Genomic DNA, 23,509 nt, shown 5'->3' on the forward strand with positions numbered 1-23,509 from the left:
ACATCTATTTTTATAATCATCAACGATTTCAAGAACGCAACAACGGCCTTGCCCCTCTTGAAATGAGGAACAAGGCCGTCGCCTAATCTTTTATTATTTCATTGTCCACTTGACAGGGAGCAGTTCACAAGACCAACTTGTTTTTGATTATTTAATTAAAAATCGATGTTCTGAAATCATTTGTAGAGTTCATCAAGGCTTGATAAACTTTCACTTTGAGTGCATGAACACGACTGTTGTTCAAGTTGAGGGTGTTCGCTTGGATGTCTGCTTCCATAGCTTCCTTCATCAAGGTTTGCAACTGTTCAAAGCTTATGATGGTTACTTCCTTGGTTGAATTAGCTACACCAAGTTCATACTGCATGGTAAACGGCTTGAGTTTGCCTGCTGCTGCTTTTTCCAAACGCTCAGTAAACATGGCTTTCTTGAAATCAGCCCATGAAGTATATTGACCTTGGAATACATAGTCTAAGACAAGATTGTCTGTAATCAAACCAACATCTTTTTTAGTCCATGTATCGTAAATCTTAGAATCTTTTTCCATAGCTAGGTCAGACAACTGACCAGAAGTATACGGAACAAATCCATCTGTGTAACCTTTAGCTGCAATCAATTCGAAGGCCATACGGCGGAACATGATGTCGCCTGGTGAGCCTTTTGAATTTGAAAGGGCTGAGAAGTTAGCCGCAAACATTGGCACGCTGACATAACTGTTTCGATCCCACTTCTTGCTTGTATTGTTTACATTATTGACATATTGACGTTGAACGATAATGCTCTGATCAATCAAATCATTGAAGGACTTCAAGCTTGCAACTTCATCATCTGTCAATGCACGCGCAGAGTTTCCAGCATGGGTATCAACACCATTATTTTGGACATAGTAGTTTTCAATCTTACGCAACCAAGCTTTCTTCGCTGCATCCGATTGAGCCAAGATGTTTGTACCTTCTAGGTAATCCAGCAAGTAAAGCACATCGAACTGGTTATGGTAATACTCATTGAAATCAGCCTCGCTGTTGAAACGTGCAACTGGGGCTCCGACATGGACACGGTTGGCTTCATCGCTATTATAGACTGCGTTGAATCCAAGGTTCATCTCAGTGACATTGAAGACATTTTGCAGAAGACCTTGGGCGTAAACTTCCATACCTTGACCAATACGGCGGCCATAGCCTTTCAGATAAATATCGCCATCTTGGTTGTGGACCATTTCGTGGGTATAAAGGGCTGTGCCATAATCTGACAGCATATCGTAAGTGATATAGTAGGTCTCACTTCCATCCGCAAAGGCAGTCTTAATAGACGGATGCTCACGGTACCACTTGTTGATAGGACCGTAGAAATCTTGGATAGCATCAACATCGGCTGTCAAGTTGCGATAAGATTTCGTGCCATCTTTACCGTACATGACGTAACCTTCGTTATTGAGGACAGATCTGAAGAGCTTGTCACGGTTGGCTTCGTCCATCATCTTATACCAGAAGTCCGCATTGTCACGCTGACGTTCTGCCGCCAAATCAACCATCTGACGAACCTTATCACGATTTTCAACTGTTGAATAATCATTTACATAGTGCTCGTATGAACCAATCGCAATGGTATTCATGTTGGTGATGATAAAGATATTTTCTTGTGGCAGGGTCAAGAGTGGCAAGAGCATGTGGTTGTACTTCCAAGTTGGGTTAGACACCGTATCATTCACAATCTTGCTGTAGGCACCGACATTGTACTTACTATAAGTATCTGTCGTTTCTTGCTTAGCAGCTACTTCTGGAATCAAGGACTTACCTTCAACCACATAGGCTTTAGTCGTTTGTTTGAACCATTCGTTGTTGGTCATTTCTGGTAAGAAGAGCTGACGATAGTCTTCCAGCATATCGAAAAGCTTGGTCTGATTATTTTGTTTACCAATGATGGATGCGAACGTGGTCACGTTGTTGTGGGCACGAAGAACATCATAGCCACCATTACCAATTGCAAGAATCATATCAAGGGCAGATGCTGCATCATTTCCGAAGAAGTCAGGTTCAAAGATGGTCAAATCTTTGGTGTTTACGTCCCCGTAATTGATGTCATACCAACGGTTCAAGTAAGTCAAACCTAGCACAAAGGCTTCTTTGTTATTGGTGATTTTCTCTTTGATGTAGTCTTCAGAAGCCTGACCTTGACCATTTAGACTAGCAACCAAAATCTTACGAACGTTGCTCTCTAGGTTGGCTTTCACTTGTTCAACGCTTTCACCAAAGTAGAAGTCTTTAGCTGTGCCAGTCTGAGTATCCACATTTAATTTTGTAGGATAATTGATAATAGCCTTCATAGCATCTGAATCAAGGACTACAGTAGAAAGGCTGCTTACCAAGTCATTGACAAGGGCACTTCTGTCATTCAAGAATGATTCTGGCGTGTAAATCAAGTCCGTACCTGAAATAGTGTACTCGACCACATGATTATTCTTGAAGTCTTCTAGATAAGAAACTGCCTTGTAGTCCACAGTGCCATCTGCATAATGAAGCATAATCTTATTGATATTAGCCTTCTCAGCGTAGACATCAGCAACTACAGCATTGTCCTTCATTGGTACAACATCCAGCAAACGAACCTTGTTGAGCTTATCGTCTGTCGCAATCTTGTTTCCATAATAGACAAGAAGTTCCTTGTTGTAGAATGGCAAGATTTTCTCCATGTTGTAGTAGGCGATTTCATGGTCAGCCTGTGCCTTATCCAAGGTCAAGTAATCTACAGAATAGTTGTTCAAGTTGAGCGGAACTGAATTGTCAATTGTCGCTTGAATAGCCATAGCTTCCACTTTTGCTTGCGCTTCTTCATCAGTGATAACAGTGACGTTGGTCAAGCTATCAGATGTTGTAGTGAAACCGTCTTTAATCTTACCGGTTGGATTTGCTGGTTGACCGATAATGCTTGTCGTACCAGTCATATCGTTGATAACATTATTAACATTACCGCTATGTGGAGCGTAAGGGCCAGTTACTTGGTTGGCTCCTGCGATACCGCCGATAATCGCTCCAGTTCCCGTCGTTACAATGGAACCAGTTGCGTATGCATTATAGACACTTCCTGGTACATCGTAGACAAGCATGGTACGACCGACGATACCACCAGCTACTTGATTTGCTGTACCTGGGAGGGTAATGGTCGCATCAACCTTGGCATTTCCAACACTTGCCATCGTACCGTTACCCAAGATACCACCAGTAAGGCTGGCATCGGTTCCAGTTACTTCAATACTACCCTTGAAGGATACATCCTTGATAGTAGAGTTGGTTGCAGAATGAACCAGACCTGATACGTTTTGCGGACCTTTAAGGCTAGCTTCTACTGCTACGTTTGTAATGGTTGCTCCATTGGCATTGATAGCAATAGTCGCAAGTGGGTTCTTAGAGGTTGTATTCAAGCTTGCATTTTTGATGTCCAAGTTTTGAACTTTACCACCAAGGTTAAAGAACAATGGTGCTTTCAAGTTGCTGATAGAAAAGGCGTAGCCGTCATTTAAGCCATCCAAGGTACCGCTAAAGTTGGTCACATACGATGCAACATCTCCAACAGGAACTTCACTTGCGTCCAAATGCGCTCCTAGTTTGAAGGTACCTTTTGGATTTGCCTTCATAGCATCAATCAAAGCTTTGAAGGATGTATAGGTATTGGCATCCGTCGCCATCTTCGGAATGTAAAACTCACGGTTGGCAATGTATTTGGCATCCTTATCTTGCACCAATTCATCAAAGGATGAAACTAGTTTGAAGACTGCCTTGCCATTCAAGGTTGTTTCTTCAATGCTTGAAACAGGTAGGTATACTTCCTTGAAGCGGTCTGAAGTCACCTTGATAAACAACTCATCTGTGTTTGTTGGCAGTTCTTCCAAGAATTCTTGACCAATGTAGCTACCATTCTTACGACGGTAAACAGTCACCGCATCAATATCCTTGATTTCAATCTTCTTGTAGACCAAATCAAATTTGCGCATGCTTTCAAGAACAGCTTCTTGTTCTGAGCTTTGTTCCTGCTCTGCCATTGTGTAGAAAATCTTAGACTTAACAGTATAGTCTGTGTAGAAATCAAGATTTTCAAGTGTCAACTGGCCATTTGGATCTGTAATGGCCTGTTCTTGAACCAAGGCACCTGTATTATCATAGAGAAGGGCAACAGCTCGTTGGAAGTTGGCCGTTTCATCTGTCAACTTGTAGCTGATTGTCGCTGACTTGGCATCGTCATTTTCAACCAAGTCTGTGATAATCACTTGTGGGACTTTTTCAACTTTTGTACCACGCGCAATCACTTGCTTGACTGGTTGCTTGGTAATTTCTTCTGTTACAGTAGGATTTTCCTGACGAACTCCCTTGATAGTCTGGTAAGTTGTTGTAACCGTCTTAGAGCCATTTACACCCGCCGTTACAACTTTGGTCTTACCTTCTAGCAGTGTCGGGTCATCAACATACTCTGTTTCAAAGGCGATGTCAACCGTTTCTGTATCTGATTCGGTACCCTCTATTGGTTTTGTTCCTTTGAGAACCTCTTTCGTTGTTGGCTCTTCAAGGACTCTCTCAGTCACTGTTGGGTTTGGTTGACGGACTCCGTTGATTGTCTGATAAGTAGTGGTAACTTCCTTAGAACCAACCTTACCTTCAGTAATGAATTTTTCTTCTCCAACATAAAGTTCTTCTGTTTCTGTGACTGTCGTTTCAAACGGAAGCTCTTCTGTTGTTACAACGGTTTCAGATCCAATAACATCTGTTGTTTTCGTGCCTACTCTTACAACTTCTGTTACTGGTTCTTTTGTCACTACATCTGAAACTTGTTCGGATTTGATTAGTACACCATCGGCATAATAATTCTTAGTCTCGATTGTCCGAACACCATCTTGTCCCTTCTGTTCAACTTCACGACTACCTTCTGCCAAGTTTACATCATAGATTTCTTGCACATCAAAGGCAAAGACTTCGGTATGAGTAACTGTTTCTTCTGTTAAAGAATTCGTCGAGTTTTCATAACTTGGTTCTGTATCTGGTGCTTCTGTAACAATATCATCGGTTGCTTGTTTTGTACCAACTTCAACAATCTTTGGAACAGCAGTTTTTGTAACCGTCGAGGAAATCTCTTCTTCCGAAATAATTTGACCTTTTGAATGGACTTGTTTAATCGTTACAGTACGCTCACCATCCTGTCCTTCTTGTACCACTCGCTCTGTCCCCTCAGATAATTGGGGATTTTCTACGGTTTGAATTTCAAATGGAATGGCCTCTGTCTTGTTGACAATGGTTTCTGTACGGATTCCTTCTGAAGCTGGGAATTCCGCTGTTTTTTCCTCTTCCGAAGTAGGTTGTTCAATAGCTTTGCTATCCTTCAAATATCCTACATAAACGTAGCCATCAATCTCAGCTGGGGTCGGTAACGCTTGTCCGGCAGATATTTCGATAGCATGGTTATATTGAGCCAAAATTTGACTCGTCAATGCTGAGCTAGTTGGACCCAAGAAGCTTGCTCCTGTAGCTGTCAAAAGGATGACGCCCGCCAACTCTTTCTTACCTTTTTTACCAAATCTAACAGCCAATAATAGGAGAGACACTCCACCCGCCACCAATAGTCCAGTTTCTACGGAGCCAGTATTTGGCAAAACTTGAGACGTGCTTGTCGATGAAGTAGATGCTGTGCCAGTAGCTGGACGATAGATCAGGTAATAATTTGCATCCGTTTCCTGAGCTAAGCCAGGCAAGTCACGAATAATCAACTCCTTTTCTGCATCTGTCAACTCTTGCTCTGTCACATAGGAATAATTTATAGACTGAGCACTAGCTGACGGTGCTGCTGCAACCGACGATGCAAAAAACAAACTTGCTACAGCTGCCGAGACAAGTCCAATTGACAGTTTCCGAAAACCGAACCGCTGTCGTTTTTCACCAAAAATATTCTTCATAAAAACTCTCCTATTCCCTAAATAGTATAGAAACCATTATAACCTTTTATAGGGACAGGGACAAATTTTTTGTCCCTAAGTCCCAAAGTAAAAATTTTAAGTATTATAAAAGGTGGCAGGTCAATTTCTACCTGCCGCCTCTTGTAATTTCATTCTACTTAAATCACTGAACTTAGCAACTCTTACTACATATTTTTCAACTCGATGACCATATCACGAATCTGGGCTGCCAGTTCAAAGTCAAGCACTTCTGCTGCTTCCTGCATTTGACCTTCCAGTTTCTTGATCATGGCCTTGCGTTCGTCTTTGTTGAGGGCATTGAAGTCCACCACTTCTTCCTTGTCCTGAGTGACAGCTTTGGTCACGCTAATCAGGTCACGGATTTCCTTCTTAATAGTTTGTGGGATAATACCATGTTCTTCATTATAAGCCATCTGGATTTGACGGCGGCGGGCTGTTTCTTCCATAGCCTTCCGCATAGACTCGGTGACCTTGTCCGCATACATAATCACATGGCCTTCAGAGTTACGAGCCGCCCGTCCGATTGTCTGGATGAGCCCCCGTTCATTACGGAGGAAACCTTCCTTGTCAGCATCCAAGATAGCGACCAGACTGACTTCTGGCACGTCAATCCCTTCACGTAAGAGGTTAATCCCTATCAGAACATCAAAAACACCCAAACGAAGATCACGGATAATCTCTGTACGCTCCAAGGTCTTGATATCCGAGTGCATATACTTGACCTTGACACCCATTTCTTTCAGGTAGTCAGTCAAGTCCTCTGCCATTTTCTTGGTCAGGGTAGTGATAAAGGTCCGCTCGCCCCTCTCAACACGGGCATTTATTTCACCCAAGAGGTCGTCCATTTGACCCATGGTTGGACGGACTTCCACTTCTGGATCCAAAAGCCCTGTCGGCCGAATGATCTGCTCGACAACGGTATCGGTCTGCTCCATTTCATAGTCACCCGGCGTCGCAGATACATAGACAATCTGGTGGACATGGCTCTCAAATTCTTCCCTGCGCAGCGGACGATTGTCCAGTGCACTCGGTAGGCGGAAACCATAGTTGACCAACATCTCCTTGCGTGAGCGGTCACCATTGTACATCCCCTTAATCTGCCCCATGGTCATGTGGCTCTCGTCAATCATAATCAGGTAGTCTTCAGGGAAAAAGTCCAACAGGGTATATGGAGGCTCGCCCTCGCTTCGCCCGTCCATGTGTCGTGAATAGTTCTCGACTCCGTTGGTGTAGCCCATTTCCCGAAGCATCTCGATGTCGTAGTCGGTCCGTTGTTTCAATCGCTGAGCTTCTAAGAGTTTTCCTTCTGCTTCAAAGACCTTGAGTTGCTCTTCCAGCTCCACCTGAATCTTGGCAATGGCCGTTTCCATATGGTCATCGTTGGTCACGAAGTGGGTGGCAGGGAAAATCGCCAAGTGGTCCACATCGCCCAAGACCTTACCTGTTAGGCTTTCAATCTCACGAATGCGGTCGATTTCATCCCCGAAAAACTCCACACGGAAGGCGTGTTCATCACGAGAAGCTGGGAAAATCTCCACCACATCTCCACGTACACGGAAGCGTCCCCGTTGGAAGTCAATGTCGTTGCGCTCAAACTGGATATATACCAGAGAATTGAGCAACTGGTCACGGGAAATCTCCTGACCTGGGCGCAGGCTGACCACGCTATCTGAATATTCCTTGGGCGATCCCAAACCGTAGATACAGGAAACCGAAGCCACCACGATGACATCGTTTCGTTCGAGTAAGGCTGAGGTTGCTGAGTGGCGAAGTTTGTCAATCTCATCATTGACCGAACTGTCCTTCTCAATATAGGTATCGCTAGACGGTACATAGGCTTCTGGCTGGTAGTAATCATAGTAAGAAACGAAGTATTCGACCGCATTTTCTGGGAAGAATTCCTTGAACTCACTGTAGAGCTGACCAGCTAGGGTCTTGTTGTGGGCGATAACCAGAGTGGGCTTATTGACACGGGCAATGACCTGACTCATGGTGTAGGTCTTACCCGTACCAGTCGCCCCCATAAGAATCTGGGCTTTTTCGCCACCCTCGATATTATCCACCAAGGTTTCAATGGCTTGGGGCTGGTCACCAGACGGTGCATATTTTGACACAAGTTTAAATTGGTTTTCAGTATTTCGATTGATCATACTCCTATTTTATCATAAGTTCGACTAATGGAGAAACATTCTAAACCATTCACGACCATGTCCAAAATATTAAATTTTCTCACATTTTAATGACTTTGCATGTCAGAAAATCTAACATTGCAAAAACCTCGATTTTGCATTAATTTTCAGAATATGATATACTAGGACAGTTATTTTATAATAGAAGGAGTATGGAAATGAAGAAAAAACTACTCATGTTATTGGCAAGCATTCTGCCAGTATTCTTTATTTTTACTGGCGTTAAAGCTGACGATACTATTGATGTCGTATTTGACAATGCTTACGCCCCATTCGAGTTTAAAGACTCAGATCAAATTTATAAAGGATTAGATGTTGACATCATCAACGAAGTAGCCAAGCGCTCAGGTTGGACCATGAATCAAAGCTTCCCAGGATTTGATGCAGCTGTCAACGCTGTACAGGCTGGATCTGCGGACGCCCTAATGGCAGGTACAACTATCACCGAAGCGCGTAAGAAAGTATTTACTTTCTCAGCCCCTTACTTCGACACCAAAATCGTTATCGCTACCACAAAGGCAAACACCATCTCTTCATATAAGGACCTTAAAGGCAAGACTGTCGGTGTCAAAAACGGTACCGCAGCTCAAAACTTCCTAGAAGAACACAAAGACAAGTACGGATACAACGCAAAAACTTTTGATACTGGCGATTTGATGTATAATAGCCTTTCTGCTGGTGCTGTTGATGCTGTAATGGACGACGAAGCGGTTATTCAGTACGCTATTCAACAAGGTCAAGATCTAAGCATTGATATTGACGGCGAAGCCATCGGTTCATTCGGTTTCTCTGTCAAAAAAGGTAGCCAATATGAATATCTTGTTGAAGACTTTAATAAGGCTTTAGCTGAGATGAAAAAGGATGGCACCTATGAAACAATCATGAACAAATGGTTGGGAGCTTCTACCACTTCTACCGAAAGTGCCGACTACTCATCTCGTTTAAGCTTAACAGGAAACGCATCAGCTAAAGCAACACCTGTCAAATCAAGCTATACAATTGTGGCAGATTCTTCTTTTGCTCCATTTGAATACCAAGATGAATCAGGTAACTATGTCGGTATTGACATGGAATTGATCAAGGCAATCGCTGAACAACAAGGATTTACTATTACCATTCAAAACCCTGGTTTCGATGCTGCACTAAATGCTGTTCAAGCTGGACAAGCTGATGCAGTTATTGCAGGTATGTCTATCACAGATGCTCGTAAGGAAATCTTTGACTTCTCAAACGCCTACTATACTTCAAACATCCTATTAGCTGTTAAAAATGGTAGTGACATCGCTTCTTACGAAGACTTAAAAGGGAAAACTGTTGGGGCTAAAAATGGTACTGCTTCATATAGCTTCTTAGAAGAAAACAAGGCAAAATATGGTTATACCCTAAAAGCCTTCGACGAAGCTTCAAGTATGTATGACAGTTTAAACTCTGGTTCTATCGATGCTCTTATGGATGACGAAGCCGTTCTTCTATATGCCATCCAACAAGGTCGCAACTTTGCAACACCAATCCCTGGCGAAAAATCAGGTGAATACGGATTTGCCGTAAAAAAAGGTGCCAACCCAGAATTGATTGAAATGTTTAACAACGGTTTAGCTGCCCTGGTTGAATCAGGCAAGTATGATGAAATCCTTAATAAGTATTTCAACTCAACGGAAGAAGCAAGCGCAACAACTTCAACTGTTGATGAGACAACGATTGTTGGTCTTTTGAAAAACAACTACGGTCAATTGCTCTCAGGCCTTGGTATCACAATTGGACTTGCCCTTCTATCATTTGCTATTGCAATTGTCATCGGTATTATCTTTGGTATGTTTGCAGTCAGCCCAGTTAAAGCACTCCGTGTTACTTCATCTGTTTTTGTAGATGTTGTTCGTGGTATTCCGCTCATGATTGTCGCTGCATTCATCTTCTGGGGTATTCCAAACTTAATCGAGTCGATTACTGGTCAACAATCTCCAATCAATGACTTTGTCGCTGGTACGATTGCCCTATCCCTCAACTCTGGTGCCTATATTGCTGAGATTGTTCGTGGCGGTATTCAGGCAGTTCCAGCTGGTCAGATGGAAGCATCTCGCAGTTTGGGTATTTCCTACGGAACAACCATGCGTAAGATTATCCTACCTCAAGCTGGTAAAATTATGTTGCCTAACTTTATCAACCAGTTTGTTATTACTCTGAAAGATACTACTATCATTTCTGCGATTGGTTTGGTAGAACTCTTCCAAGCAGGTAAAATCATTATTGCACGTAACTACCAATCCTTCCGTATGTATGCAATTCTTGCCATCATTTACTTGGTAGTTATCACACTCTTGACTCGCTTAGCACGCAAACTCGAAAAAGGAGGCAAATAATGGCTCAATTAAAAATCAACGTCCATGACTTACACAAGTCTTATGGAAAAAACGAGGTCCTCAAAGGTATTACTGCTAAGTTCTATGAAGGTGATGTTGTTTGTATTATCGGCCCTTCTGGTTCAGGTAAATCGACCTTCCTTCGTACAATGAACTTACTTGAAACCATTACAAGTGGTCAAGTAACAGTCGATGGATATGACTTAACCGATCCTAAGACAGATGTCGATGCCTTTCGTGCAAATGTCGGAATGGTATTCCAACACTTTAACCTCTTCCCACATATGTCTGTACTTGATAACATCACATTTGCGCCAATCGAACACAAATTGATGGACAAATCTGAAGCTGAAAAAGTCGGCATGGAATTATTGGAAAAAGTTGGATTGGCAGACAAACGCGACGCTATGCCAGACAGCCTTTCAGGAGGTCAGAAGCAACGTGTTGCCATCGCTCGTGCCCTCGCTATGAACCCAGACATCATGCTCTTTGACGAACCAACTTCCGCCCTTGACCCTGAAATGGTTGGGGACGTACTCAACGTTATGAAAGACTTGGCTGAGCAAGGTATGACCATGTTGATCGTCACACACGAGATGGGCTTCGCCCGCAAGGTTGCTAACCGCGTTATCTTCACTGATGGCGGTGAGTTCCTTGAAGATGGTACACCAGAGCAAATCTTTGACAACCCACAACATCCACGTTTACAAGACTTCCTAGATAAGGTATTGAACGTGTAAAAATACAAAAAGCCTTTGACCAAGTGTGTCAGAGGCTTTTTAACATCTCACAATTAATACCTATAACATCTTTTTGTAAGAACACCCTTTCTTAGTCTTCTCTACAACTTCAAAACCACATTTCTCAAACAGCTTTCGGGAACCAAGATTCCAATCGTAAATTTCTTCGACAAGTATTTCCACAAAGCCAAGCTCCCTTGCACGTTCTACCATTCGCTGCAATACCTTGGTTCCAATTCCTTTGTTCCAATACCGCTTATCTCCAATGGCAATAGCAAAATCATCTGCAAACAGCGTCACATCACCAATTGGGATAAACTGATCGTCTTCAAAAATTTCAATAAAGTAACATTCGCCATTTTTAGACAAATAATCATACATACGATCGAGCAAGTCAAGACTATAACGTTCTTGATCACCATCAATCAGCCAGACCAATTCTAGATCTTGGTGCCATTCAAAAGCAAAACCATGCTGACCATCATACCGACGTAAACGGACTTGTTTGTCTATTTCTAAAATGTCTGCTTGCTCAATTCCAGTGATTGCCATTTCGAATCCCCTCTCATTTACAATAAGTTCATTTTAACATATATCTCTATCAAAATCTATGAATATTATAGCACGCTGATTGACAAGCTTCTATCGATATGCTATATTAAAAGAAATAAAGCATGCGAGGTAAGGAGAAATGGACAGTAACAAGTAAACTCAATTTAAGTTCTATACTTATTTAGTAGTTTTCTTGCGTCCATTTTTCTGTTCCCTCTATTCCTTGAATAGGGTCTTTTTGAGCAGATTTCGACACACTACTAAATAGGTAGTGTGTTTTTTCTTGTAAAGGAGGCCTTATGCTACTAACCACTCAACACCTAACCCTCGACCATCAAAAAGATTTGAGAAATCTGGTTCATGACCTAAACCTCATTGTCAACCCTGGCGATAAAATAGCCATCATCGGCGAAGAAGGAAATGGAAAATCCAGTCTATTACTTACCTTGATGGATTCAGCTCTTGTCACCGACTACCTGCTCATATCAGGCAGCATTCACCAATATTTTCACTCACCAGTCTACATTCCCCAAAGTCTTTCACTGGAAATGGCAGAGCTAACCTTGAACGACTACTTCTTTGGAGATATGGACAGTGACATTGATTACGGTCTACTCTACCTCTATGCTGAGCAGCTCCAGTTTGACAGCGAACGATTTGCCAGTCAACAATTGATTGGAAGCCTGTCAGGTGGCGAAAAATTAAAAATTCAGTTAATCAAATCTTTAGCAACTCCATCTGATATTATTTTTCTAGATGAGCCGTCCAATGACCTGGATTTAGATACCTTACTGTGGCTTGAAAACTATATCATTACTAGTCCTAAAACCATTCTATTTGTTTCCCACGATGAAGACTTTCTTAGCAGAACAGCTACAAAAATCATTCACCTAGAATCAGTAAAAAAGAAAACACTTGCTCAGACCAAGGTTGAAGATCTTGACTACCAAGATTACGCATTGAGACGCCAACAAGCCTATCAGAAGCAAGTCCAACAAGCTCGGAACGACAAAAAAGAATTTGACAAAGCTATGAACAAGCACCTACGTCAAAAATCACAGGTTCGTCATACCTTGCTCAACACCCACGATGCCACACTAGGACGGCTCATAGCCAAGAAAATGAAGAATGTCTTATCACGTGAAAAACGCTATGAAAGAATGAAGGAAAATCTCACGCAAGTTCCTTTTCATGAAGATGCCATTTCCCTCTTCTTCTCAGACATTTCACCACTACCAGCTAGAAAACAAGTGCTTCACTTAGAAAACTTCCAATTGAACATTAGAGGGCGACAATTAGTTCAAAATATCCATTTCAACTTAAATGGACAAGAGAAAATTGGCATCATTGGACAAAATGGAATTGGTAAATCCAGTTTTCTAAAGTTAATCTATCAAGAACTCAGGCAACGAGCGGACATAAACTTGGGTTACATGCCCCAGCACTATTCAGAAGTCCTTGATGAATCTAAAACTCCACTTGATTTTTTATTAGAAAATGGCAATCGTGAGCAGGAACAACTAATCTTAACACATCTAGCCAGTCTGCAGTTTACACGACAAGAAGTTCATCACAGGATCTGTGATCTTTCAGGAGGACAAAAAGCCAAGTTACTCTTGTTAAAAATGGTTCTTGATCAAGCCAATTTTCTCTTATTAGATGAACCCAGTCGAAACTTCTCTCCTACTTCTCAGCCATATATTCGTCAACTATTTGCCGATTATCCAGGTGGCTTGGTATGCGTATCACACGACAGACGTTTTTTGAAAGAAGTTTGTCAAAGAATCTATCGACTAACTGAGAATGGACTGGAGGAACTAGAACAGATATAAAAAAGGAAATTGGCACACACGCCAAATTTCCTTTTCTAATAGTATTTCGAATATATTCGCTTTACAGCTTATAGTTTATCAAGAGCAAGCTGTAAGTCCTCAATCAAATCATTGACATTTTCAAGTCCGATGGATAGGCGAATTTGATTTGGTGTGACCCCAGCAGCAAGTAAATCTTCTGGAGCTAACTGAGCATGCGTGGTTGTAGCCGGATGAACTACTAGTGATTTAGCATCGGCAACGTTTGCTAAATTGGAAAAGATTTCCAAACTATCAATAACCTTACGCGCTTCTTCTGCTCCGCCTTTTACTTGGAAAGAGAAAATAGAGCCAACTCCCTTAGGCAGGTATTTATCCGCCAAAGGCTTATAAGGACTATCTGGAAGTGATGGATAATTGACCGACTCTACCTGAGGATGACTAAGTAAAAAGTCAACAATTTTTTCAGCATTAGATACATGACGCTCTACACGGAGAGACAAGGTTTCTAACCCTTGCAAAAGCAAGAAGGCGTTGAATGGAGAAAGGGCAGCACCTGTGTCACGAAGTAATTGTACACGAACTGCTACAATAAATGCAGCTGCACCAATATCACGAGTATAACTAATGTTATGATAGCTTGGATCTTCTTCAACAAATTGCGGAAACTTACCAGATGCCGCCCAATCAAACTTACCGCTATCGACAATCACACCGCCAATGGTCGTACCATGCCCACCGATAAACTTAGTTGCTGAATGGACGGCAATATCAACACCATGAGAAAATACATTAATCAAATATGGAGTTGCAAAGGTATTATCTGAAACAAGTGGGATGTGGTGATTGTGTGCAATTTCTGCCAATTTTTCAAGATCAGGAATATTGATAACAGGATTTCCCAAGGTTTCAATAAATACCAGTTTTGTATTATCTTGAATGGCAGCTTCTACTGCTTCAAAGTCATCAATATCAACAAAACTTGTTGTAATCCCATAGCGAGGAAGGGTTTCTTTGAAAAGATTAAAGGTCCCACCATAGAGAGTGGTCGCTGCTACAATATGATCCCCAGCATGTGCCAATGCTAGAATAGTGTATGTGATAGCTGCCATTCCTGAAGAAGTGGCCAAGGCACCAATACCACCTTCTAAAGCTGCCACACGATTTTCAAAAGTAGAGACCGTGGGATTAGTGATACGAGTATAGATATTCCCTGATTTACGCAAGGCAAATAAATCTTCTGCTTCTTGAGCGTCTTCAAAAACATAGGAAGTAGTTTGATAGATGGGTACAGCACGTGATTTTGAAGCAGAATCAACTTCTTGTCCAGCATGGAGTTGAAGGGTTTCAAATGAAAATTCTCTAGTCATAAAGGTACTCCTTTGGTCTTTTTCTGTATTCTACCTCATTTTTACCATCTTGACTAATACTTAAATATTAGAGATATGTATAGTTAACAACTATAGCCATAGGATCAGTTATTCTAGAAAAATAATATTCATTTTCCTTGAATAAAATAAGGACAAGATTTACAATAAGATTATGAATACCTTAATAGAATATATCGGTCCGATTATCCTCCTAGTACTAATAATCTCTTATAGCATCTATCGCAGATGCCATCCTAATAATCTGGACACTAAACAAGCGCTCAAATGTCCAAAATGTAAGTCAATAAAACTGCAAACTTACGTTCTAACACAAAAAAGATATTCTCGTAAAGCCGGTATGATTGGTCATGCAATCAATGGCATAGAGGGAGCTATGTTTGCAATGCTCTATGAAGCTGATCGGACTTATTATCGTTGTCAACATTGCGGTTACCGATTTTCTAGAAAGGAGAATCGTTTTATTTCTAACATCGAATAACCTCCCTAGTTTTAAAAGCTATAATTCAAAAGCATTCACTCCGATTTTTATTAACTGAAATATAATCCCATAAACGCATCATTAGACTTCTTCCTTTAAGATTCTAAGCTGATGCGCTTTTTTATTTATCTGTTACTCCAATCAGCATGAGATGTTTTCCTACAACTATATCGGTTAACTGACTAGCTTAAAAATTCCTGTCCAATTTAGAAATGCCTTTCGACGCATTTGTTCAATTTCACAGCGAAATAATCCTGCTAAGGTTGCTCTATTTAAAACAATATCATTCTTACGAGAAAGGCTAGTTACTTTATTTACAAGCGTCTCGACTTCTTCGCCATCTCTAATTCCCATATCCCATAACTCTTGAAGTACTGATTTTTTATACATTTTCTCATATTCTGTCATACCTTGTAGAGTCCAGTAACGTTCATTATTCTCAACTTCTAACCATTGCCACACAATTTCTGTATCAGCTACATTAGGTTTTTCATGCTGACAGGATAGACAGAGGACCATCTGATTAGCCAGGCTCGTCTCCTTGCTCCATTTGCTTGATACAATCTGACACATAGCCACACCATGAGAACTTTTACATCTCCAGCATTTTCCTTCAAGCAATTCATCAGAGCTCAAAATTCCTCTTTCTATCAAAGTATCATTCCAATACTCTGCAACTTTCGATACTTCAGCATTCTTATTCAACAAATTAAACATTTTCATTCTCCTATTATAATTACTTTTCTAATATCTGTGTCCGAACCATACTAGCCTGCAACATTGCTAACTCAACTACACAAGAATAATGACTCAAATCAAGATTTTCCAACAAACGATAAGATACAAATAACTTCGGTTGCAATCGTGTGAGAGGTTTTGACCATATTACTGCTTCTGACTGGAATTGTTTGAGTGCCTGAAAATAAATCTGATTGACTGTAAGATAGGCTCTACCATTTAGTAAATATGCGTAATCTTGTATTAAATCTCTACAAAATGAAGCTACCCAAATAGAGCTGCGGTCTTCTCAGAATCAGCATCGTAATCGGCTAATAAGTCCAGCGTAATCAGACTTCCTTTTCCAAAATCCTTCGATTTCTGATTTCGCAATTTTTCAGCATTTATCGGAGTCGTCAAACCAAAATGATTAGCATAGGTTTCCCACTCTTTATAAATATCATTCCAAGAAATCTCTGTCATCCTTTTCATTTGCGACTCCTATTTTTCTTTTTGTGAGATTATCATAACACCGTTTTGATTTTTTATCAAACATGTTAAACAAAATTTGCAAAAAATATTTTTTAATGGTATAATTGGTTAAACAGATAAGGAGACAACCATGATTTTAGGTGATATTTTAAAAGAATACCGAAGCAAGAATAAATTATCAATGGATAAATTCGCTGAATTATCTGGTTTAACAAAAGGCTATATTTCTATGTTGGAAAAGAACCAGCATCCCAAAACCAAAAAAGCTCTCCTGCCAACGATGGAGACGCTAGAAAAAGTCGCTAAGGGCATGGCTATATCGGTTGGTGAGCTAATCGAGCAACTAGATTCCAATCAGGATATAGCTTTAACGATTACTCCTTCCCAATTTAAACTCTTTCAACAGCCTATTCATCCAGAGATTCAAACCTTGGACAATGAATTAAAGGGTGATTTCCATGCACGATGGTTAACTTTTGGTCAAGAACAGTTAGCAGCTATGCAAACTGCCTCAGTTACTCCTTCTGCTTCTATTCTTCACTTGGATGACTATCGGGAGCGAATCGAATTACCTGTTCCTGGTAAGGTTTCTGCCGGTACAGGTTACTGGCAGGATACAGATATGAACAATCTTGTATCGTTCTATAACGATGAGATTCCGAATAACCAATCTTATGATACAATCGCTCAGGTTGTGGGAGATTCTATGGCTCCGCATATCAAGGATGGAGACTATCTCTTCATTCGCCTAACTCCTCATATTCCTCTAAATACGATTGGAATTTTTTCAGTCAATGGTGAAAATTTTGTTAAAAAGTTCAAAGGTGACTATTTGCAATCACTCAATTCTGACTATGATGACATCTATTTTAGCCCAGAAGACGATATTCGACCTATTGGTCAAGTTGTAGATATTTATAGTCCAAATTGATTTCTAAGCCTAATTAATCACTAGTTATATTGGCTACATTCCTCTATCTATTTTTGGAAAGTCTGTTCGTATAGCTGGTGTTGTTTCCTACTAAAAACAGACTGAAAAGCACAGTAAAAGGAGGCTATGACAGCCTCCCTTTTATATGTCAAATTGGAAAAGTCCATTACCAGATAGTTATTTGACAACAAGTTAATGATTAAATAATTATTCTGCTACCCTTATGTCTTTGATTGTCCTCTTACTATTTGTCTAAAGTGTGGAGATTGCTTATTATGATGAAAATCGCTAGAGGTTTTTGTGATTTTCTAAGGTTATGTTCAAAAGTTACAACATCTTGAACACATAGTAGTTACGACACGAATAATCTTAGCCTACTTCTGATTGAACCGGGTAGCAAGGCTAAATAATGAGTTAATGCTATGCATTTGACAATGGATATCACAAATAGATATAAAACAGGGATAACGGACTTTTCCCCTACTAGCATCCCTCTCTTTTTATTAGAGAAAGATGACTAATAGTATATACACTTCTACGAACGCTAAAGAACTCCTTTCAGCAATTCAGATGGCGTTCAACATCTTAACTAACTATTTCCTTTTTTCAATTAGATTATACCACTATTATAAAACGCTTTCAAATAATTATGTGCTCCAAAGTCAATTTTTTTGCTTTTCTTTTTCCTTGATAAAGTTTTCCCACATTTTTTGTTGCGGCTTAGCAAATGGGTAGGTAGGAAAATCTTCTACAGAAACCCATTTCAATTCTTTTGATTCTGGAAGGTTAAGTGTTTCTGCCACACCTTCTACCATTTCTATCTGCCATTTGCGGTGACTAAAAATGTGCTGGACGATGCCAAATTCTTGCTCTTGCCAATTAACAGTCAGACCATAAAGTTCCGTAAAGCTCTGCCGAATATCTGGCTCAACAACTTCTTCTGCAACTTCAAAGAGAGAGACTTGTTTGTCAACGATTGCTCCTTTTTCCAAAAGCGGAAAAGACCAGAAACCTGATAGAAGACCTGCTTCATTATTTTTTTCCAATAAAAATTGATTGTCTTTATTTCTGATGAGAAATCCCTGGTAGGCCACGGGAATCGGCTTTTTCTTTGGTGCTTTGATTGGATACTTATCCATTGTACCGTTTAAGTAGGCTGCGCTAAAGGCTTTGACTGGGCTGTCCTGGGGACGTGGATTAACTGGCGATTCAATATCCGACCCCAGATCCATCAGGGCTTGGTTGAAATCGCCCGGTCGCTCTGGATCAATCAACAGCTCCATCATCGCTTGGAAAATCTTGCGATTGGTAGGCAAACCAATATCATAATCAACCTCAAACAAGCGGCTGAGAACCCGCATCACATTACCATCTACCGCTGGTTCTGGCAAGTCAAAAGCAATACTGGAAATTGCTCCAGCAGTATAGGGACCAATGCCCTTTAGGCTTGAAATGGCTGCATGCGTGGTCGGAAATTGCCCATCAAAATCTTCTACCATTTGCTGAGCCGCCTTTTGCATATTCCGCACGCGCGAATAATAGCCCAATCCCTCCCAGAGTTTGAGAATGACCTCCTCTGGTGCTTGTGCTAAATCACTAATCGTAGGTAAGTGATGGAGAAAACGTTCATAATAAGGAATGACCGTGTCTACTCTTGTCTGTTGAAGCATGATTTCAGAAACCCATATAGCGTATGGGTCCCTTGTCCTTCTCCAAGGCAAGTCACGTTTATTAGCATCATACCAATCTAAGAGTGCCTTGCGAAAAGCTTGAATCTTTTCTTCCGGCCACATTTCGATTCCATATTCTTTCAAATCTAACATACATCTAGTATAACACAAAGAAAGGGAGCCAGCTTTTGCCAACTCCCTTATATCGTTTATAATCAAAATCAAACTAGCTCCAAAGGTTTGGGGAACCTTTGGAGGTTGGAAATAGAGCGAACGAAGTTCGTCTCTACAAAGGTTTGGGGAAACTTTGGAGGTTGGAGATTGAGCGAATGAATTTGTTTCTCTGAATCTAGCCAAGACTGTCTGTTTTTGATGTTCGAAGAATTTTATTCTACTTTACCTGTTACAAACATGGTAAAGCTTGCTGAAGCAAGTAGCTGTTTATCTTGGTTTTCTATCTTAACTTCGACGACCTTTGTCCTGCTTCCATCATGTGTGCAAGAACCTATTACTGATAAGGTATCACCAAGTTTTGCCGCCTTCATATAATGGATATTGGACTGTAGGGTGACAGAATAGGCCCCCCTTGCTACCGTTGTCAGACCTGCAACTGAATCTGCCAATGTGAAAAGAAAGCCTCCATGTGCTATGCCGTATGGATTGAGAGATTTTTCCGTCACCTTAGTAGTCAGTAGCACCTCTTTCTCATTGAGCATTGTAGCTTGATAGTCATCTAAAACCGTAATCGGTTGTAAGTTTAATTTATCTAACACTTTCATCCTCCTCTGTCTGCTGACTTGTTTGCATTTGATAATAAACGCCTTGTTCAGCCATCAATGCTTCATGATTCCCTTGTTCAACAATTTTTCCGTCCACCATGACCAAAATCAAGTCAGCTGATTGAATGGTTGATAGGCGATGAGCAATAATAAAGCTGGTCCGTCCTTCCATCAATTTGGCAAATGCTTCCTGTACTAAAATTTCTGTCCGTGTATCAATAGAGGAAGTCGCCTCATCTAAAATTAGGATTTTAGGTATTTTAACAAAGACACGCGCAATAGACAAAAGCTGACGTTGTCCCTGGGATAAGGCTTCACCTCCATCTGCTAAAAGCGTATCGTACCCCTGCGGAAGCTGACGAATAAAGAAGTCTGCATTAGCCGCTTTAGCCGCCTCAATGACCAATTCCCGCGTGGCATTTGGATAGCCATAGGCAATATTATCATGAATGGTACCAGATTTGATCCATGTCTCCTGTAAAACCATCCCAATCTGTCTGCGAAGATCCTCACGACTGTACTGGCTAATCGGAACCCCATCTAAAGTAATTTGACCAGCCGTTACATCGTAAAAACGCATAAGCAGGTTAATCATGGTTGATTTACCAGCACCAGTAGGTCCAACAATGGCTACCTTTTGGCCAGCTTTGACAGCAAGATCCAGATGTTCAATCAGAGAACGGTCAGCGTTGTATGAGAAAGACACATTGTCAAAGGAAATAGCTCCCTTCAACTCCTCTGAATCAATTTTCCGCTCAGCCTGATCGTCAATGCTATCTAGAGCCAAGATAGCAAACAGCCTGTCTGCACAAGCTAAGGCGCTCTGCAATTCCGATAGGACCGAGGAAATATCATTAAAAGGCTTGCTGTACTGACTGGCATAATTGAGAAAAGTTGTCAGTGCCCCCACTGTAAAATTTCCTGCCATAATTCCCAGCGCGCCAAGTCCTGCAAGTAAGGCATAAATAATAGCATTGATAAACCGCGTACTTGGATTGACCGTTGAAGAGGCAAAGATAGCCTGTTGGGAATAGGTCGCATACTGTTCATTCACAACTTGAAAACCTTGCGTAAATTGCTCTTGAGCATTGAAAGATTGGATCAAGGTCAGTTGACTGATGGACTCTTCCAAATGCTGAGATTGCTTCCCACGTGCCTGAGTCTGTTGTCTATAATAACCATAGGATTTCTTAGCGATATAGCGTGCCACAAGCAGAGAAACTGGAGTTAATGCCACAACCAGCAACATCATCGTCAAGTCAAGCCTAGCCATAGTGAAAATGGTTAGGAAAATGGTCAAGATACCAATGAAAAATTGATTGAAAATCATCAAGAGACCATTTGTTAATTGCTCACTATCACTTGAAAAACGAGCCACCAAATCACCAACTGAATGACGATCCAGATAAGATAGGGGCATCTGATTCAGCTTAACATAAACCTGTTCACGCAAGTCGGCCACCATTCCATAAACCAAGCGATTGGTTACTAGTGGGAGATACCATTGCACCAGCGTATTAAGCAAGATAACCATCACCATTTTGCCAATTATCCCTAGCAAGACCTGACCATCCGCTATCAATACTGCATCGACTGCCTGACCAATCAAGATAGGTAGATAGACTGTCAGAAGCACCTGCACCAAAGTTCCCACCAACATCAAGGACGTTCGAAAGGGTTGGCCTAAAACCAATCTGACCAGTTCCTTAAAACTAGATTGTTTCATGGCTGTCCTCCTCCCTATGTTGTGATTGATCGATTTCATGGTAAATGGCAGATCTTCTCAGCAAGTCTTCATGACAGCCAAGTCCCACTTGACGCCCTCGATCCAAGACTAAAATCTGATCAGCCGTCCGTAAACTATTGGTTCTTTGTGACACCATGATTAAGTTCTGACCTGGTAATTCCTGGCGAATAGCCACTAATAACCGATTCTCCGTCAAATAATCCAGAGCAGATGTTGCATCATCCAAGATTAAAATCGGTGCTTTCTGTAAAATAGCGCGTGCAATGGTCAAACGTTGACGCTGTCCACCAGAAAAATTCTTCCCAAAGGCTTCGACAGGGCTATCCAAACCACCCTTGTCCTCTATGAAAGATTTAGCCTGTGCAATTTCTAATGCAGACCATAGGTCACTATCAGATACTTCTTCCAATCCTAAAGATAGATTAGAACGAATAGTTCCAGCAAAAAGCTGAGCCTGTTGCGGAACGATAGCAATTCGCTGCCGCCATTCTTTTAAATTCTTAGGACTTTTTCCGTCAATGAAGAGAGAGAGCTGATTTGTTGGCACTGAATAGAGTGCCTGCAATAAATCTACTAGGGTGGACTTACCTGACCCAGTTCCCCCGATAATTCCCATAAACTGTCCCTTACGTAAGTCAAAAGCAATGTCAGACAGGGACTCCTCAGCAGATTTTGGATAAGAAAAGGAAAGATGGCGCACAGAAAAGATGATCTCCTTATCCTCACTAACCACTTTTGGCAAACTAGACTCTACATCCTCAGATGTTTGCTCAAAAACCTCTTGAATACGTTGCGCTGAAATATAGGTCTGGTTGAGAGTAGACACGACCATAATCATCTTGACCAATTCTACTAAAATTTGTAAAAGGTAGTTGATAAGAGCGACCAACATCCCCTGTTCCAACAAATTGTGTGAAAGGGCTATATTTCCCTGCCAGATGAGAATGAGTAAGGTGCCGTTGACCACTAAAAATGTCAATGGTGATAAAAGACTAGACCAAAAACCTGCCTGCAGCTGTTGCTTCTTATAAATCTGATTTATGCCTTGAAAAGCCTTAATTTCCCGCTCTCTTTGTCCAAATGCACGAATCACTCGCCAACCAGTCACTGTCTCACGTACCTGCCCCACCAAACCATCTAATTCTTTTCGCATCGATTGATAAATACGGCTGGTCATAACAGAAATGACTGTCACTATAAAAATCAATAGGATAATCATTCCTAGAAAATAGGCAGATAGACTTGGGCTAATATAGAATGCCATGATGAGCGACCCAAATACGACAATTGGAGCACGTAAAAACAAACGAAGAAAAGTATTAATACCCGTTTGAATTTGTAAAGTGTCGCTGGTCAATCGTGTCAGCAAGCTGGATGAGGAAAGAATATCTCGGCTAGACTTGGGAAGGGAAAGAACCTTCTGATACAAGTCATTCGTCAGCTCTTTTGTCACTCCGACTGCTGCTTTGGCTGAAAAATATTGCGCTGTTATCGAGACAATAATTCCAATACAAGCGAGTCCAACTAGCAATAAAAGCATAGCAACCAGGTTTCCCTGGCTGCCATTTGGAATAATTGTATCAACGATATAGGCGATAATTAATGGTACCAAAAGCTCAAAACAAGCTTCCAATAGTTTGAAAACTGGACCTAATATGGATTCCTTAATATAGTCCTTAAAATATCGTGATAAAAATTTCAT

The 23,509-nt window shown here is 41.1% G+C and carries 15 protein-coding genes; 5 read left to right on the plus strand and 10 right to left on the minus strand.

The window, feature by feature from the left end; translation table 11 throughout:
• Window positions 1-151 precede the first annotated feature (151 nt).
• Together ODU39_RS07540 and uvrB are read right to left on the minus strand one after the other, a co-directional pair.
• Entirely contained in the window at window positions 152-5,932 is a 5,781-nt protein-coding gene (locus ODU39_RS07540) for a ZmpA/ZmpB/ZmpC family metallo-endopeptidase (RefSeq protein ID WP_398580177.1), read from the minus strand.
• Window positions 5,933-6,117: 185 nt separating this feature from the next.
• Window positions 6,118-8,103 (minus strand): excinuclease ABC subunit UvrB, encoded by a 1,986-nt coding sequence (gene uvrB, locus ODU39_RS07545; protein WP_398580178.1) that lies wholly within the window; start codon window positions 8,101-8,103, stop codon window positions 6,118-6,120.
• A gap of 197 nt (window positions 8,104-8,300) precedes the next feature.
• Between uvrB and ODU39_RS07550 the strand changes: the two genes are divergently transcribed.
• Window positions 8,301-10,499: an ABC transporter substrate-binding protein/permease gene (locus ODU39_RS07550; protein ID WP_398580179.1), complete on the plus strand. Its 2,199-nt coding sequence runs from the start codon at window positions 8,301-8,303 to the stop codon at window positions 10,497-10,499.
• Complete coding sequence (locus tag ODU39_RS07555) at window positions 10,499-11,239, plus strand: amino acid ABC transporter ATP-binding protein (protein WP_029173653.1); 741 nt, start codon at window positions 10,499-10,501, stop codon at window positions 11,237-11,239. Before ODU39_RS07550 ends, ODU39_RS07555 begins: the two co-directional genes overlap by 1 nt.
• A gap of 60 nt (window positions 11,240-11,299) precedes the next feature.
• On the opposite strand, the gene ODU39_RS07560 is transcribed toward ODU39_RS07555, so the two are convergent.
• Window positions 11,300-11,791, minus strand: a complete 492-nt coding sequence (locus ODU39_RS07560) for a GNAT family N-acetyltransferase (RefSeq protein ID WP_398580180.1) — start codon at window positions 11,789-11,791, stop codon at window positions 11,300-11,302.
• 299 nt (window positions 11,792-12,090) lie between these two features.
• Between ODU39_RS07560 and ODU39_RS07565 the strand changes: the two genes are divergently transcribed.
• Window positions 12,091-13,623, plus strand: coding sequence for an ATP-binding cassette domain-containing protein (locus ODU39_RS07565; protein WP_398580181.1), 1,533 nt, complete (start codon window positions 12,091-12,093; stop codon window positions 13,621-13,623).
• A gap of 68 nt (window positions 13,624-13,691) precedes the next feature.
• Here the strand turns inward: ODU39_RS07565 and ODU39_RS07570 are convergent, their stop codons facing one another.
• Window positions 13,692-14,972 carry an O-acetylhomoserine aminocarboxypropyltransferase/cysteine synthase family protein gene (locus ODU39_RS07570; protein ID WP_044675018.1) on the minus strand — a complete coding sequence of 427 codons (1,281 nt, stop codon included), beginning with the start codon at window positions 14,970-14,972 and terminating at the stop codon, window positions 13,692-13,694.
• A 358-nt stretch (window positions 14,973-15,330) separates the two neighbouring features.
• Between ODU39_RS07570 and ODU39_RS07575 the strand changes: the two genes are divergently transcribed.
• Window positions 15,331-15,471: a hypothetical protein gene (locus ODU39_RS07575; protein WP_014635984.1), complete on the plus strand. Its 141-nt coding sequence runs from the start codon at window positions 15,331-15,333 to the stop codon at window positions 15,469-15,471.
• 174 nt (window positions 15,472-15,645) lie between these two features.
• Here ODU39_RS07575 and ODU39_RS07580 read toward each other — a convergent pair whose 3' ends face one another.
• Complete coding sequence (locus ODU39_RS07580) at window positions 15,646-16,188, minus strand: hypothetical protein (protein WP_398580182.1); 543 nt, start codon at window positions 16,186-16,188, stop codon at window positions 15,646-15,648.
• A 285-nt stretch (window positions 16,189-16,473) separates the two neighbouring features.
• Entirely contained in the window at window positions 16,474-16,680 is a 207-nt protein-coding gene (locus tag ODU39_RS07585) for a hypothetical protein (RefSeq protein ID WP_398580183.1), read from the minus strand.
• A 130-nt stretch (window positions 16,681-16,810) separates the two neighbouring features.
• Between ODU39_RS07585 and ODU39_RS07590 the strand changes: the two genes are divergently transcribed.
• The gene (locus ODU39_RS07590) at window positions 16,811-17,611 is read left to right on the plus strand and encodes a helix-turn-helix domain-containing protein (RefSeq protein ID WP_398580184.1); all 801 of its coding nucleotides are present in this window, start codon (window positions 16,811-16,813) and stop codon (window positions 17,609-17,611) included.
• Between the two features lie 662 nt (window positions 17,612-18,273).
• On the opposite strand, the gene mutY is transcribed toward ODU39_RS07590, so the two are convergent.
• The 4 genes from mutY to ODU39_RS07610 form a co-directional block, all read right to left on the minus strand.
• Entirely contained in the window at window positions 18,274-19,434 is a 1,161-nt protein-coding gene (gene mutY, locus ODU39_RS07595) for an A/G-specific adenine glycosylase (protein WP_398580185.1), read from the minus strand.
• A 233-nt stretch (window positions 19,435-19,667) separates the two neighbouring features.
• The gene (locus tag ODU39_RS07600) at window positions 19,668-20,060 is read right to left on the minus strand and encodes a PaaI family thioesterase (protein WP_029743826.1); all 393 of its coding nucleotides are present in this window, start codon (window positions 20,058-20,060) and stop codon (window positions 19,668-19,670) included.
• A complete protein-coding gene (locus ODU39_RS07605; RefSeq protein ID WP_398580186.1) occupies window positions 20,044-21,786 on the minus strand; it encodes an ABC transporter ATP-binding protein in 1,743 nt (580 codons plus the stop codon). Before ODU39_RS07605 ends, ODU39_RS07600 begins: the two co-directional genes overlap by 17 nt.
• Window positions 21,773-23,509 (minus strand): ABC transporter ATP-binding protein, encoded by a 1,737-nt coding sequence (locus ODU39_RS07610; RefSeq protein WP_398580187.1) that lies wholly within the window; start codon window positions 23,507-23,509, stop codon window positions 21,773-21,775. Before ODU39_RS07610 ends, ODU39_RS07605 begins: the two co-directional genes overlap by 14 nt.

It is taken from the genome of Streptococcus sp. 2021WUSS126 (genome assembly GCF_044427255.1).
In the GTDB taxonomy this organism is placed as follows: Bacteria; Bacillota; Bacilli; order Lactobacillales; family Streptococcaceae; genus Streptococcus; species Streptococcus hashimotonensis.

Bases quoted from the DNA above. Each gene is read 5' to 3' on its own strand.
- ODU39_RS07585 (WP_398580183.1), bottom strand. From the start codon at position 16,680: ATGAAAAGGATGACAGAGATTTCTTGGAATGATATTTATAAAGAGTGG.
- ODU39_RS07555 (WP_029173653.1), top strand. From the start codon at position 10,499: ATGGCTCAATTAAAAATCAACGTCCATGACTTACACAAGTCTTATGGA.
- mutY (WP_398580185.1), bottom strand. From the start codon at position 19,434: ATGTTAGATTTGAAAGAATATGGAATCGAAATGTGGCCGGAAGAAAAG.
- uvrB (WP_398580178.1), bottom strand. From the start codon at position 8,103: ATGATCAATCGAAATACTGAAAACCAATTTAAACTTGTGTCAAAATAT.
- ODU39_RS07590 (WP_398580184.1), top strand. From the start codon at position 16,811: ATGATTTTAGGTGATATTTTAAAAGAATACCGAAGCAAGAATAAATTA.
- ODU39_RS07580 (WP_398580182.1), bottom strand. From the start codon at position 16,188: ATGTTTAATTTGTTGAATAAGAATGCTGAAGTATCGAAAGTTGCAGAG.
- ODU39_RS07540 (WP_398580177.1), bottom strand. From the start codon at position 5,932: ATGAAGAATATTTTTGGTGAAAAACGACAGCGGTTCGGTTTTCGGAAA.
- ODU39_RS07610 (WP_398580187.1), bottom strand. From the start codon at position 23,509: ATGAAATTTTTATCACGATATTTTAAGGACTATATTAAGGAATCCATA.
- ODU39_RS07605 (WP_398580186.1), bottom strand. From the start codon at position 21,786: ATGAAACAATCTAGTTTTAAGGAACTGGTCAGATTGGTTTTAGGCCAA.
- ODU39_RS07570 (WP_044675018.1), bottom strand. From the start codon at position 14,972: ATGACTAGAGAATTTTCATTTGAAACCCTTCAACTCCATGCTGGACAA.
- ODU39_RS07565 (WP_398580181.1), top strand. From the start codon at position 12,091: ATGCTACTAACCACTCAACACCTAACCCTCGACCATCAAAAAGATTTG.
- ODU39_RS07560 (WP_398580180.1), bottom strand. From the start codon at position 11,791: ATGGCAATCACTGGAATTGAGCAAGCAGACATTTTAGAAATAGACAAA.
- ODU39_RS07575 (WP_014635984.1), top strand. From the start codon at position 15,331: ATGATTGGTCATGCAATCAATGGCATAGAGGGAGCTATGTTTGCAATG.
- ODU39_RS07550 (WP_398580179.1), top strand. From the start codon at position 8,301: ATGAAGAAAAAACTACTCATGTTATTGGCAAGCATTCTGCCAGTATTC.
- ODU39_RS07600 (WP_029743826.1), bottom strand. From the start codon at position 20,060: ATGAAAGTGTTAGATAAATTAAACTTACAACCGATTACGGTTTTAGAT.